The sequence below is a fragment of the Nonomuraea sp. NPDC049725 genome, assembly GCF_040674795.1.
In the GTDB taxonomy this organism is placed as follows: Bacteria; Actinomycetota; Actinomycetes; order Streptosporangiales; family Streptosporangiaceae; genus Nonomuraea; species Nonomuraea ceibae.
On record NZ_JBFANJ010000014.1, the window covers coordinates 153,256 to 166,842 of the forward strand.

Consider the following 13,587-nt stretch of genomic DNA (forward strand, 5'->3'; position numbering starts at 1 on the left):
ATGAACATCGTGGTCATCGGAGCGGGATACGCGGGTCTGACAGCGGCGCTGCGGCTGGACCGGACCCATCACATCACCCTGATCAGCGCCGAGGCGCACTTCACGCAGCGGATCCGGCTGCACGAGCTGGCCGCGGGCCGGCCGACCGTACGGGTCCCGCTGGCGGAGCTGACGCACGGCACCGGCATCGAGACCGTCGTCGCCCGGGTCGCCGCGCTCGGCCCCTCGGCGCGCGTGGTGCGCACGGAGGACGGGCGGGAGTTCGGCTACGACACGCTGGTGTACGCGCTCGGCAGCCGGACCGACGTGAGCGTGCCCGGGGTGGCCGAGCACGCCTTCACCGCCGAGTCGGCCGCCGCCCTGCGGACCCGGCTGGCCTCCGGCGGCGGTGACGTGGCGGTGGTCGGCGGCGGGCTGACCGGCGTCGAGATGGCGGCCGAGCTGGCCGAGACGTACCCGGCGTGGCAGGTCACGCTGGTGTCGGGGAACGAGCCGGTGCTGTCGGCGCGCGGCCGCCGGCACGTCGCGGGGGCGCTGTCTCGGCTCGGCGTCACCACCCGGTACGGGGTCCGCGCATCGGGCGTGTCGGCGGGGACCGTCCACACCACCGACGGCGACATTTCCGCAGATGTCGTGGTCTGGGCTGGTTCGTTCACCGTCCCGACGCTCGCCGCCGAAGCCGGGCTGACCGTCGACGCCCGCGGCCGGGCCGTCGTGGACGCCACCATGCGGTCCGTGTCCCACCCGGACGTCTACGTCGTCGGCGACGCGGCGGCCGTCCGGATCCCCGGCGCCGGCGAGTCCCGCATGTCCTGCGCGGCCGGCATGCCCATCGCCGCCCACGCCGCCGACTCCGTCAACGCCCGCGCCGCCGGACGCCAGGCCAGGCCGTTCCGGTTCCGGTACCTCATCCAGTGCGTCAGCATCGGGCGCCACGACGGGCTCATCCAGTTCGTCCGGCACGACGACTCGCCCGTGGAGACGGTGCTGCTCGGGCGGCTCGCGGCCTTCGTCAAGGAGCAGGTGTGCCGGTTCACCGTCGGCTCACTGCGCCTCGAACGCCGCCGGCCCGGCACGTACCTGTGGCCCAAGGGAAAGGCCCGCGCCACCAGGACACTGACCACCGCCCCATAGAAAGCGGGACGAAAGCGCGCACGCATAGCTTGTCCCCACTGGACGCCGAACCGGGGAGGACCCGCCATGCTCACGCACCTTGCCGCCGCCGCGCTGCTGACCCTGACGCCCACCCCGTCGCCGTCGACCGCGGCCCAGGTCGACGGCCGGTGGGACTGCGCCAACGAGTTCCGGCAGGACGACGGCGACGCGGGCGGCTCCTCCGGCGAGACCACCGGCTACTGGTCCGGCTCCACCTCCCCCTCGGTGACGGCCTCCTTCGCGGCGAACGGCGAGGTGCTGCGGCTGCGCAACGGCCTGAGCCCCCGCTGGGTGGACGCCAACCTCTACCGGATCACGCCCAGCGGCAACACCTGGCTCGCCGACGCGTCGACGGCCGCCTCCGGCCGCACCCGCGACCTGAGCCTCGCCGAGGGCCTCAAGGTCTTCATCCGCCTCACCTACAACGGCAACGTCTGCACCAGCAACGTCTTCACCAGCTGACGACCGGATGGCACAATCGCGGGCATGGTGCCATGCCGACCGTCGTGATCCGGATGACCAAACCGTCCGGCGAGACGGTCGCGCTCATGGAGATACTCCGCGCCCTCCCCGACAACGCCTGGACGTGGACGATCCTGGAGCTCTGGGCCGTCGGCATCCCGCCCGAGGGGATGACCATGCCGTCCTTCGAGGACCTCATCTCGTCCTCCGAGTCGGGCTACTCCATGACCTGGCCCGAGCTGCTGGACCTCGCCGCGCGGCTCGACCAGGTCATGGACTGCCTGATCGTGGCGACCGAACGGCCGCACCCCGCGCCGCGCCGGCTCGCCGACCAGGACGACGCCCCGGAGCTCCTCGTCCGGATCGACGCCCTGGACAGCACCGAATGGCACATCACCACCAATGCCAGGCTTCGCACACTGGCCCATCCATGCGTGCATGCATGTTGCATGCTAAAATGCTTGCATGGGGACCATACAGATCAGGGATGTCCCTGACGCGACCGAACGGACGCTGAAGGCCAGGGCCGAGCGTGAGGGCAAGTCGCTGACCGCCTTCGTACGCGACCTCCTGAACGAGGAGGCGGCCACGCCGACACTGGACGAGGTGATGGCCAGGATCGCCGCCGACGAGCCGGTGGCGTACGACCCCGACTTCGTCCGGGAGACCATGCGCGAGGGCGGCCGGTGAGCCTGGTCGTCGACGCCTCGATCGTCTTCCGCCTGCTGGCCAACGTCAAAGGCGACGACCTTCTCCGGCAGCGGCTGGCCCGGAGACTTCACGCACCGGCCCTGATCGACGTCGAGATCGCCTCCGTCGTGCGCGGGCATGTCATCACCAGCAAGCCCGAGGTGCGCATCTCCGAGGCGAGGGCCGAGATCATGCTGGAGCGCTACGCCCAGCTGAAGATCGTCCGCCATCCGATGCTGCCCCTGCAGCCGCGCGTGCTGGAGCTGCGCAACAACCTGACCGCCTATGACGGCATGTACGTGGCGCTCGCCGAACTGCTCGGGGTGCCGCTGCTCACCGACGACGCCAAATTCGCCGGCTCGACAGGCCACCGGGCGGAGATCCACCGCTACCCAGCACCGGCATAACCGCCTTCTCTTCAGGAAAGAAATGCTTTCCATCCTCATGCCTTCTGTGTAACCGGGTGACGGCCCGCAGTTCTGGATCAGCTCTTCGCGGGGTGCGAATCTTGGGGCGTCAACCGATGTTGTGAAGGAACGGTGGTCCTGTGTCGATCAGCTTCAGGAACCCCGAGGCGTTCGCCCGTACCGTGGGCATTTCCGCCGGCGCCGTGGCCACCTTCAAGAGCATCGCCACTTGGGTCGCGGCGGCGTCGACCGTCGTGGGTGTCGTTGCCGTGGCCGCCGACATCATCAAGGCGATCATCGGCGGCAAAGACCCGATCCAGGAGGCACTCGACCAGATCCGCGAAGAAATCAAGAAGATCGGCGACCAGAATCACCGCACACTCATTTCCGATCGCCTGGAACGGGCTACCGGAACGCAGGGGCTCATCAAGGATGTCGCCGACGGAATTCGGTCCTTCGCGGCGGACCATTCCGCCCAGCACCGGCGCGAGCTGGTGAACGCCCTGAACGTGATGCGTCCCAAGCTTCTGGGGCATGCCATGCCCGAGGCCAATCTGCTGCCGTTCCATCCCGAGACCTACACGATGCTGTCCGGGAACCCGGCGCCGCACTGGATGATGGGCGGCGACCAGGTCTACGCCGGGGCCCATTTGATGGGCCAACCGGAAAGTGTGTTCGCGAGTTCCCTGCCTCCCTCGGAGAGGTCGTGGCCGAACGAGACAAGAGTGGTTCCGGCGACCGTGTGGCCGGTCCAGGTCATGCGTCCGCTCTCCGCCTCCTACCATGATTGGCAGACACCGGACAGCCTCAATGCCAGCCATCTCCGCTGGGACGGGCGATTCCATGCACCGGTTCTGATGGCGGGAGCGCTCTGCTATCTCAATGGAATTCGCTTCGTCGAGCCCTATTTCCGTTCGACGGGACATGAGCGGGAGCGTCTGCTGGGCTTGATCGAGGCGCTTTCCCAGTTCGCCGCCGACTGGTACGCGCAGATTCTGGTCAGCGCGCCGATGCCCGCTCCGCATTTCGACCATGTTCCGGCGACCCCGTTCAGCGAGGAGCGGTATCTGCCCCGCTTCACGTTCTCCAGCTGGCCGTGCGGGGCGGCCGACCCGGCTTTCGGCACCAGTGCGTACCAGCCGGGGTGGTGGGTGCCCGATCCGGCGGGGTTCTCGACGGGGCTGATGGGCCAGGATCAGATGGGCGGGTTCTTCCGTGACCGTCAGGCATCGCTCAAATGGGTGTGCCGGAACAACGGGCTCAGCGACCTCTGGTCAGTGATCAACAGTATGGGGCAGCTGCTCTTCCCTCCCCCTCAGTCGGAAACGCTGGGCATCTACGCGGACCGCGCCCAGACGGAGACCTTGAGCGTCCTCTCCACCGCACAGACCAGCGCGGAGACGTTCAACATCCTGGTCCCGCCCACCACGTTCGACGGCGTACGTGAAGCCCGCGCGGTGAAGGTACGGGTGCCGATCGCGATCCAGGCGAACCCCGGCCTGGACGGCGTACCGAACCTTCGCCGGCTCGCCTCCAGCGACGTCACGTTCGGCTACAAGGTCGAGTTGGTCGGCAACGACGGCACCCGGATCTCCGTGTTCGAGTCCCAGGTCCGCCGTCTGGAAGGCGAGGAGGGGCTGTGGCACACCGGCGACCCGGGACCGGCCGGTCTCAAGCCGGTGCCCCGTTTCGGCCCGGACCATGACGTCGAGCTGGAGGCGGCGACCTACCTGCGTTTCGTCGATTCGTCCGGCGCGACCTACTGGACCGAGGAGGAAGGCGAAGGGCGGGTGCTCTTCAGCTGCCGGGTCCAGGTCAGCGACCCGGCGCACGACCCCATCCCGGGACTGGAGAAGGAGTGGCCGCCTCGCGGCGTGCTCTGGCTGGAGGTGACCAGCGAGAACGCGGCCAACCCGTCGTTCAGCGTGTCATTCGCCGTGACCGAGACGATCAGGGTTGCGGGGGACGGAACCCCCAGCGACGACGAACTCGTGACCTACACCGCGGAGGACTCCGTCTCCGTGGACGCCCAGGTCGCCGTGTTCCCCACGCAGTACTTCGAGCAGTACGAGGCGGAGCGGGAGATGTTCTACGCGAAGATGCAGGAGACCAACAGGAAGTATCGCCCGGTCAAGCAGATCTTCGACGTCGGACCGCCGGAGGAACTCATCGATCCCCTCGGTCCGCTGTACGGCCCCGACCACCTTGCGGGCATCACGCATCTTCTCGACGACCACGCCTCATCCTCGGCCGTCGTCGAGGAGATCCGCCGCGCCACGTCCGACGGGATCGAGGTCAACGCGTCGACGATCCGACACGGGATCGCGAAGGCCGTCCACAGTCAGGCGAAGGCACACGTGAAGTCCGTACAGGTCGGGCGTTGGACCGCCGGGCCCGGCTGAGCCGCCCGGCGGGCCTTCACGTGGCGAGCGGACCGCGCCCCTTCGGTTCGGCGAGGCCGGTCGACATGGAACTCACTCCGACCAGGTGACTGTCAGGTTGTCTCGGGTGCCGAAGCGTTCGAGGTGGTCGGTGACGACGTAGCGGACTCGGCCCAGGCTCTCCTCGTCCGGGGCCTCGATGGTCAGGTGGAGGGCGTCCGGCTCGGCCAGCAGGGCGCAGGTGCCCCAGTCGAAGGTGGCCGTGCCCTTCTCGTCCGTCCATTCGGCGGGCACCTTGCGGGCGAAGTGCTTGCAGAGCTGGACGAGGTAGCGGGTGGCGCGGTCGGTCTCCACCCGGGACGTGCTGGTCAGCATGGGGTTCCTTTCGCGGGCAGGAGGCCGGTCGCCCGGCAGTGGGCGAGGTAGCGGCGCATGGTGTCGCGGTCGATGGGCGGGCAGGGGATGCCGTCGGATCGGCCGGCGTGGACGTGGCCCATCGGCGGCGGCGGTCCGGTGGCCAGGTCGAAGAAGGCGGCGGTGGCCGCGGATTCGGCGTCGCCGTTCCTGAGCCGTCGCACCCATGCGTCCAGGGGGACGACCGGCAGGTCGTAGCCGTCGTCGGCGACCCATTCCAGGGCTTCGGCGAGGTGGACGGGCGGGAGGGGGGCGAGGTTGTGGACGCCGGTGGAGCCCGCGTGGGAGAGGGTGACGACGGCGCGGGCGGCGTAGTCGACGGGGGTCCAGGGTTCGGCGAGGTCCAGGTCGGGGCGGGCGCCCGCGAGGACGCCGGCGCGGACGATGCGCCAGAACAGGTCGCCCGGGTTGACGTGGCCGTCGGCTCCGGTGACGCGGCCGAGGCGGTAGACGGCGGTGTGCAGGCCGCGTTCCCCCGCCTGACGGACGAGCTCTTCCGACGCCCATTTGGACTGGGTGTAGCCGTCGCGCAGGCCGGGGTGCGGGGGGACGTACTCCTCGGGCACGGACGGGCCGGGGGAGGCGACGGCCAGGGTGGAGATGTAGTGGAAGGGGGCTCCGAGACGGAGCAGGTCGAGGGTGGCGGTGACGTTGGCGGCGCGCATGCTGCTGTACGGGCGCGTCACGCTGACGACGGCGGCGTTGTGGTACACGGCCTGGTAGTCGCCGGTCAGCTCGGCTTTCGTGAGGTCGGCGGGGATGGGGAGGACCCGGCCCCGGGGGAGCTCCGGCAGTCCTTGGGCTGCCAGGGCGTCGGCGAGGCGTTGGAGTGCGGCGGGCTCGTCGGCGGCGCGGACGGGGCAGGCGATGCGGGCGTCGGTGGACGTGAGCAGCTCCGCCAGCAGGTGGGCGCCGACGAAGCCGGTCGCGCCCGTGAGCAGGTACGTGGGCGGCCGGGTGGCGGGGAAGGCCCGGGGCAGGACGTCCGGGGGAAGCACGGCGTCGGCGACGTAGGAGGGCGCCTCGGCCGTGGCCCGCGCGCCCGGGGGGAGGGCGGCGGCGAGGGCCGCCGCCGTCGGGTGGCGGAACAGGAGGGTCGCCGGGACGTCGCGGCCGAGTTCGGCGGCGAGCCTGTTGACGACCTGGATGGTCTGCAGCGACTGCCCGCCGAGCTGGAAGAAGTCGTCGGCCGGGGTTATCCCGGTGGCGCCCAGGACCTCCTCCCACACGCGCAGGACCACGCCCACCAGCCCGTCGTCGCCCCGGGGCGCGGTCTCGACGGCGGCCTCCTTGAGGGCGGAGCGGTCGATCTTGCCCGTGGTGGTCCTGGGGAGGGTGGCGGTGAAGACGTAGGCGGAGGGGATCACGGCGGCGGGCAGCAGCCCGGCCAGGTGCTCCCTGAGGCCGGACGGTTCCTCGCCGGCGGGGACGACGTGGGCGACCAGGCGCCTGGCTCCGCTGTCGAGCACCTGCCCGACCACCGCGGCCTCCCGCACGCCGGGGTGCAGCAGCAGCGCGGACTCGACCTCGGCGGGGTCCACCCGGTGCCCGCTGATCTTGAACTCGTCGTCGATGCGCCCCAGGTGCAGCAGGGCACCGTCGGCCCGCACCCGGACCCGGTCGCCGGTGCGGTACGCGGGCTCGCCCGCGTGGCTGCCGAACGGCGCGTCCAGGTAGCCGCGGGCCAGCCCGCCGCCCATCAGCACCAGCTCGCCGTCCACGACCGCGGCCCGCACCCCGGGCAGCGGCCGTCCGATGGGCACGTCGGGGTCCCCCGGCACCAGCTCGGCGACCGTCGCCACGACCGTGGCCTCGGTGGGCCCGTACGTGTTGAGCAGGCGGGCGGAGCCGCGCACGGCGGCGTGCCAGCGGGCGACCCGTTCGGGCAGCGCCGCCTCACCGCCGATGATCACCGTGCGGACGCGGGGCGGCAGCGCGGCGGTCCCGGTGGACAGCGCGTACACGACCTCGTGCCAGAACGCGGTCGGCAGGTCGAGCACGGTCACGCCGAGGTCGGCGCATGCCTGGAGGAGCCGGCCGACGGACTGCAGCATCTCGTCGGTGCGCAGCACCAGCGTCGCCCCGGCGCACAGGGTCAGGAAGATCTCCTCCACCGAGGCGTCGAAGTGCAGCGGCGCGAACTGCAGCACCCGGTCGTCGGCGCGGAGCCCGTACACGCCGGTGGCTCCGGCGACGAAGTGGGCCAGCGCCTCCTGGCCGACCGCCACGCCCTTGGGACGGCCGGTGGAGCCGGAGGTGTACATGACGTACGCGAGCCCGGGGTCGCGCGGGACGCCGGGGCGGCGCTCCACCCCGCCGGCGGTGACGAGGACGTCGGGGCGGGCGGCGGCGAGGATGCCGTCGACGCGCGCCCTCGGCCAGGCGGGGTCAAGCGGCAGGTACGCGGCGCCGGCCAGGACGGTCCCGACTATCGCGGTGACGGCGTCGAAGCCCCTCGGCAGCATGATCGCCACGAGGGACGCGCCGGCGACCCGGTCGGCGAAGGCCCGCGCCGACGTCAGCAGCTCCCGGTACGTGAGCCGCCGCCCTTCCTGCTCGACGGCGACGGCGTGGGGGGTGGCGGCGGCCTGGGCGGCGATCAGGTGGGCGACGGGCACGGCGGGCACGGACAGCGGCCCCCCGTCGAGCACGACTCCCCCGGTCAAAGGCTTCCAGACGCGCGACAGCGGCTGGTCCGGGTCTGCGGTCAGCTCCTGGAGCAGGGACAGCCAGCCGTCGGCGTGGGCGTCCAGCTCGTCCCGGGAGTAGGCGGCGGCGTTGGCGTCGAAGTCCGCGCACGGCCCGCCCCGGTCCGACACGGCGATCGACAGGTCCTCCACCGGCCCGGCCGACACGTTGTGCACGGTCCCGCGCGCCTCCCCGAACCGCAGGTCGTAGCCGAACGGCAGCACGTTCACCACCGGCCCGAACAGCCTCCGGTCACCGCCCACGAGCCCCAGGTCACGCCGCAGCCATTCGTAGCGGTAGCGGTGGTGGGGACGCCCGGCGCGGATCTCGGCGGCCACGTGCCCGGCCAGCGAGGACAGGGTGTCCGACGGGGAGACGGGCACCCGGAGCGGCACGATGTTCATGGCCATGCACGGCACCTTGAGCGAGGCGGACCCGAGCCGGTTCATGACCGGCAGCCCGAGCACCACCTCGGCCGCGCCGGTCCGGGCGTGCAGGTAGGCGGCGGTGGCGGCGACGGCGACCTCCGGCGGCACCCGGTCGGGCAGTTTCGCGGTGCGCCGGTGGACCTCGCCGCTGACGGGCGCGGCGGGGGCGAGCAGCGGCGGCGCGGGCATCCCGGCGCACCGGCCGACCCAGTAGGCCCGGTCGCGAGCCCTGGTGCCATCGCCGCCTTCGTAACGGGCCGCCTCCTCCAGCACGGCCGCGTACGACCCGAAGGAGCCCGGCCGCCCCGAGTACGCGTCGGCCACCCGCCTGGCCAGCAGCGAGAACGCGTAGCCGTCGGCCGCGATGTGGTGGATGCGCTGGTACCAGAGGCGCCGGTCCTCGTCGATCCGGATCAGCGCCTGCGCGAACAGCGGCCCGGCGGCCAGGTCGGCGCAGATCCGCAGGTCCTCGCGCATCCACGCCTCGGCCTCCTCCACGGAGGACGCCGAGAGCCGGTGCAGCGGCCACCCGTCCGTCTCGCGGACGACCTGCCCGGCGTCCGAGAACACCGCGTGCAGGGCCGGGGCCGCGCCGATCACCTCCCGCAGTGCCGCCTCGAAGCGCCGCTCGTCCAGGGCGCCCCGGATGTCCACGTACTCCCCCGCGTTGTAGACGGGGCTGCCCGGCGACAGCGCCTGCCCCGTCCAGATGCCGAGCTGCGCGGCCGTCAGCGGCTCAGCCACGGATCAGCTCTCCCCAGGCGCGCAGGGTGGGCCGCTCGGCCAGGTCGGCGAAGTCGGCGCCGAGCCGGTCGGCGACGGCCATCAGCCTGATCGAGTCCATGCCCAGCTCCAGCAGGTCGTCGTCCGCGCCGGGCTGCTCGCCGAGCAGCTCGCCCACGTACGACCGCAACTCCTCGTCGCTCACGCGCCCTCCACGATCTGTCCGGTGGTCACCACGCGCGCGCAGCGCGAGGCGGCGTAGTCCAGCGCCGACTCGTGGTGGCCGAGGGAGAAGTCCGCCACGGCGTCGGCCACGACGAACGCCTGGATGTCGCGCATGAACGCGTCCAGGGCGGTGGCCAGCACCCCGATGTGGGCGTAGACGCCGACCAGGATGAGCTGGTCGCGTCCCTCCAGCCGGTCGGCCAGGTCGGTGCGGACGAAGGCGCTGTAGCGCCACTTGGTGAGCACCGCGCCGGGGTCCTCCGGCTTCAGCTCGTCCACGATCGCCGCCGCGAACGGCTCGGCGCCGAGCCCCGGCCCCCAGAAGTCGGTCAGCAGCCCGCGCTGCCGGGGCGGCTGGGCGCCCGGCTGGGCCGAGTACAGCACCGGGATGCCAGCGTCGGCGCAGTGCTCGCGCAGCCGCTGGATGTTGCCGATCACCTCGGGGATGGGCGCGGCCTGGAACGGGGCGAGGAAGTGGTTCTGCATGTCGTGGACGAGCAGCGCGGCCCGGCCGGGGTCGAGCTCCCAGCCCACCCGGCCCTCGGGCGGCGACGACGGCAGCGGGTACGGCTCGATGACGGGCAGTCCCATGGTCAGGAGTCTCCTTCCGCACGCGCGCGCAGCGCGGCTCGCAGGTCCTTCTTGCTGGTCTTGCCGACCCCGGTGACGGGGAACTCGCCGGCGAACTCGATCCGGTCGGGGATCTTGTACGCGGCCAGCCCGCGCTCGCGCAGGAACGCCCTGACCTCCGCCACGGTGACGGGCTCGCGGTTGAGCACGAAGGCGTGGCTGCGCTCCCCCAGGTACGGGTCGGCCACGGCGACCACGGCGGCGTCGCGGATGCGGGGGTGGGCCAGCAGGTGGCTCTCCACCTCCTCGGGCGACACCTTCTCGCCGCCCCGGTTGATGACCTCCTTGGCCCGCCCCTCGACCACGAGGTGCCCGGTGGGCGTCACCCGGACCAGGTCGCCGGTGCGGTAGAAGCCGTCGGCGGTGAACGCGCCGGGGTCGGAGTCGCCGTAGTAGCGGCGGATCGTGTACGGGCCGCGCGTGAGCAGGTGGCCGACCTCGCCGGGCGGCACGGGCCGGTCGTCGTCGTCCACCACGAGGATCTCGTCGTCCGGCGAGATGGGCCGGCCCTGGGTGGTCTCCACGATCTCGTCGGGGTCGTCGGAGCGCGTGTAGTTGACCAGTCCTTCGGCCATCCCGAAGACCTGCTGGAGCCGGCAGCCGAGCTCGGGGCGTACCCGGCGGGCGGTCTCGGCGGCCAGCTTGGCGCCGCCCACCTGCAGCACCTCCAGGCTGGACAGGTCGCGGCCGGTGCGCCGGGCGGCGTCCAGCCAGAGCAGCGCCAGCGGCGGCACCACGGCGGTCATCGTCACCCGCTCCCGCTCGATCAGCCCGAACGCGACCTCGGCCGACGGCTGCGGCGCCAGCACGACGCGCCCGCCGGCGTGCATCACGCCGAGGACGCCGGGCGAGGACATCGGGAAGTTGTGCGCCACGGGCAGCGCGCACAGGTACACGGTGGACGGCGACAGCTCGCAGATCTCCGCGCTGGCCCGCACGCTGTAGAGGTAGTCGTCGTGGGTGCGCGGGATCAGCTTCGGCAGCCCGGTGCTCCCGCCGGAGAGCTGCAGGAACGCCACGTCCTCCGGGCGCGGCCCGTCGAGGTCGATCGGGTCCTCGTACGGCAGCGCGTCGGCGTGCAGGACGCGCGGCACCGGGGCCGGGACCTCCAGCGCGCGGGTCGTCACGTAGGCGGCGGCGCCGCTGTGGGTGACCAGGTGGGTGATCTCGTTGAGCCGGTGGGCTGGGAGCGCGAAGACGGGCAGCGCGCCGAGCCGGAACAGCGCGAAGATCACCTCGAAGTACACCGGCTCGTTGGGGAGCTGCACCACCACGCGGTCGCCGCGCCGCAGCCCCAGCCCATGTAACCCGGCGGCCAGCCGGTCCGCGCGGGCGTCCAGCGCGGCGTACGTCAGCCTGTCGACCGCCTCCCGGTCCCCGTGCTCCTTGGCCAGCTCCCTCAGCCAGTCCCCGAAGGTCTGGCCGGTCCAGTAGCCGGCGGCCCGGTAGCGGGCGGCGTAGTCATCGGGCCACATGCAGCGCTCCCAGCGTCGTGCGGAATTTGGCGGAGGTCTCGGCGAGTTCGGCGTCGGGGTCGGAGTCGGCCACGATGCCGGCGCCGGCGTACAGGGTCAGGGCGGTGCCGTCGGCGACCGCGCAGCGGATGGCGACCACCCATTCGCCGTCGCCGGCGGCGTCCTGCCAGCCGACGAGGCCGGTGTAGAAGCCCCGGTCGAACGGCTCCAGCTCGGCGATGAGCTGCCGGGCGGCGTCGGTGGGGGTGCCGCAGACGGCGGGGGTGGGGTGCAGGGCGGCGGCCAGCTCCAGCGACGTGGTGGCGGGGTCGGCCAGCTCGCCGGAGATGCGGGTGGACAGGTGCCACATCGAGGCGGTCGGCACCAGCGACGGCTGCTCGGGCACCGACAGCGTGCTGCAGTAGGGCCGTAGCGCGGCGGCGACGGCCTCGACCACGAGGGCGTGCTCGCGCCGGTCCTTGGCCGAGGTCATCAGGTGGCCCGGGTCGGCGCCGCGCGGCGCGGACCCGGCCATCGGGTTGGCCACGACGGTCCGGCCGGAGCGGGAGACGAGCAGCTCGGGGCTGGCGCCCAGCAGGGTGCGGCCGCCGGGCAGCGCGGCGGCGAACGTGTAGCCGGTGGGGTCGCGTTCGGCCAGCGCCTCGACCAGCGGCGTCAGGTCGCCCTCGTACGGGATCGTGAGGGAGCGGGCCAGCACCACCTTGTCCAGGTCGCCGGCGCGCAGCCGTTTCACGGCCCGGCGTACCGCCTCGGCGTACTCCAGGGGCGGCGGGATCTGCTCGGAGTCGCCCGGGTCGGCGGCGAGCGGGGCGGCCGGGGCGCCCGGCCCCGGCGGCGGCCCGTGGCGTACCCAGCGGGGGACGTACAGGCAGGCGTCGGCATCGGGCGCGAACGGGATCGCGCCCACGACGACCGGCGCGGTGTGCCCGGCCGCCAGCGCCACCCCGAGCGCGCCGGCCGCCCGCGCGGGCAGGTCGGCCAGCGCGTTCCTGCGCGCCGACGGCGGCACCGCGAAGTACGGCCCGCCGGCCAGCAGGGTGCCGCGCGGCGAGGCGAGGAAGAACTCGTCCATCGGTGTGTCCTTCACAGTGAGGCCCCGCCGTCCACGTACAGGTCGTGCAGGGTGATGTGGCGCGCCCTGTCGGAGGCGAGGAAGACGACCGCGTCGGCCACGTCGGTGGGGTCGGCGATGCGGCCGAGCGGGATGCCGAGCCGGTACATCTCGGGCGCGCCCTTGATCGGGTCGGCGGTCATGGCGCGCTGCATGGCGGTGTCGGTGGAGCCGGGCGCGACGACGTTGCAGCGGATGCCGTGCGGGGCCAGCTCCAGCCCCAGGCACTTGGTGAACATGGTGGCGGCGGCCTTGGAGGCGGCGTAGCCGGCCATGTGGGCGCGGGGCACGCCTGCCGCGTTGGAGCCGACGGTGATGATGACGCCGTCGCCGCGGGCGACCATCCGGCGGGCGACGGCGCGGCTGGTGTGGAAGACGCCGTCGGCGTTGACGGCGAACAGGCGCTGCCAGTCGGCGTCGCCGAACTCCAGCACCGGGCCGAGCGCGAGCACCCCGGCGACGTTGACGAGGATGCCCGGCGACCCGAACTCGGCCTCGGCCTCGGCGACCGCCCGCTCGACGGCGGCCGCGTCGCTGACGTCGGCGGGCCGGGCGGTGGCCAGGTGGCCGGCCTCGCGCAGCCGGGCGGCGACGCGTCCGGCCAGTCCGGCGTCCACGTCGACGACGGTGACGGCGGCGCCGAGCCCGGCGAGCTGGGACGCGACCGCTTCGCCGATGCCCCGGCCCGCGCCGGTCACGAGAGCATGACTCCCCCGAAACTCCATCTCACTCCTTAGGTAAGGCTTGCCTAATCTAGAGCGAGACGGTCCGGCGTTCAAGATAAGGTAAGCCTTGCCT

13 protein-coding genes are annotated in these 13,587 nt (G+C 72.5%); 6 read left to right on the top strand and 7 right to left on the bottom strand.

Going from position 1 to position 13,587, the window contains the following annotated elements:
- The 6 genes from AB0J53_RS32365 (at window position 1) to AB0J53_RS32390 (ending at window position 5,116) form a co-directional block, all read left to right on the top strand.
- Window positions 1-1,134 carry an FAD-dependent oxidoreductase gene (locus AB0J53_RS32365; RefSeq protein ID WP_364179418.1) on the top strand — a complete coding sequence of 378 codons (1,134 nt, stop codon included), beginning with the start codon at window positions 1-3 and terminating at the stop codon, window positions 1,132-1,134.
- Between the two features lie 66 nt (window positions 1,135-1,200).
- Window positions 1,201-1,617, top strand: coding sequence for a hypothetical protein (locus AB0J53_RS32370; RefSeq protein ID WP_364179420.1), 417 nt, complete (start codon window positions 1,201-1,203; stop codon window positions 1,615-1,617).
- Window positions 1,618-1,649: 32 nt separating this feature from the next.
- Entirely contained in the window at window positions 1,650-2,114 is a 465-nt protein-coding gene (locus AB0J53_RS32375) for a hypothetical protein (RefSeq protein ID WP_364179422.1), read from the top strand.
- Window positions 2,083-2,307, top strand: coding sequence for a hypothetical protein (locus AB0J53_RS32380; RefSeq protein WP_364179424.1), 225 nt, complete (start codon window positions 2,083-2,085; stop codon window positions 2,305-2,307). Before AB0J53_RS32375 ends, AB0J53_RS32380 begins: the two co-directional genes overlap by 32 nt.
- Complete coding sequence (locus AB0J53_RS32385; RefSeq protein WP_364179426.1) at window positions 2,304-2,714, top strand: type II toxin-antitoxin system VapC family toxin; 411 nt, start codon at window positions 2,304-2,306, stop codon at window positions 2,712-2,714. Before AB0J53_RS32380 ends, AB0J53_RS32385 begins: the two co-directional genes overlap by 4 nt.
- Window positions 2,715-2,854: 140 nt before the next feature.
- The gene (locus tag AB0J53_RS32390; RefSeq protein WP_364179428.1) at window positions 2,855-5,116 is read left to right on the top strand and encodes a hypothetical protein; all 2,262 of its coding nucleotides are present in this window, start codon (window positions 2,855-2,857) and stop codon (window positions 5,114-5,116) included.
- A gap of 72 nt (window positions 5,117-5,188) precedes the next feature.
- On the opposite strand, the gene AB0J53_RS32395 is transcribed toward AB0J53_RS32390, so the two are convergent.
- The 7 genes from AB0J53_RS32395 to AB0J53_RS32425 are packed head-to-tail and all read right to left on the bottom strand — an operon-like array spanning window position 5,189 to window position 13,514.
- Window positions 5,189-5,470, bottom strand: coding sequence for a DUF2218 domain-containing protein (locus AB0J53_RS32395; RefSeq protein ID WP_219505474.1), 282 nt, complete (start codon window positions 5,468-5,470; stop codon window positions 5,189-5,191).
- Window positions 5,464-9,369: a thioester reductase domain-containing protein gene (locus tag AB0J53_RS32400; RefSeq protein WP_364179430.1), complete on the bottom strand. Its 3,906-nt coding sequence runs from the start codon at window positions 9,367-9,369 to the stop codon at window positions 5,464-5,466. Before AB0J53_RS32400 ends, AB0J53_RS32395 begins: the two co-directional genes overlap by 7 nt.
- Window positions 9,362-9,553: a phosphopantetheine-binding protein gene (locus AB0J53_RS32405; RefSeq protein WP_219505472.1), complete on the bottom strand. Its 192-nt coding sequence runs from the start codon at window positions 9,551-9,553 to the stop codon at window positions 9,362-9,364. Before AB0J53_RS32405 ends, AB0J53_RS32400 begins: the two co-directional genes overlap by 8 nt.
- The gene (locus AB0J53_RS32410; RefSeq protein WP_219505471.1) at window positions 9,550-10,164 is read right to left on the bottom strand and encodes an isochorismatase family protein; all 615 of its coding nucleotides are present in this window, start codon (window positions 10,162-10,164) and stop codon (window positions 9,550-9,552) included. Before AB0J53_RS32410 ends, AB0J53_RS32405 begins: the two co-directional genes overlap by 4 nt.
- Before the next feature lie 2 nt (window positions 10,165-10,166).
- A complete protein-coding gene (locus AB0J53_RS32415; RefSeq protein ID WP_364179433.1) occupies window positions 10,167-11,678 on the bottom strand; it encodes an AMP-binding protein in 1,512 nt (503 codons plus the stop codon).
- Complete coding sequence (locus tag AB0J53_RS32420) at window positions 11,665-12,750, bottom strand: isochorismate synthase (protein ID WP_364179435.1); 1,086 nt, start codon at window positions 12,748-12,750, stop codon at window positions 11,665-11,667. The genes AB0J53_RS32415 and AB0J53_RS32420 overlap by 14 nt, the downstream gene beginning before the upstream one ends.
- Window positions 12,751-12,761: 11 nt before the next feature.
- Window positions 12,762-13,514, bottom strand: a complete 753-nt coding sequence (locus tag AB0J53_RS32425; protein WP_364179436.1) for a 2,3-dihydro-2,3-dihydroxybenzoate dehydrogenase — start codon at window positions 13,512-13,514, stop codon at window positions 12,762-12,764.
- Window positions 13,515-13,587 lie beyond the last annotated feature (73 nt).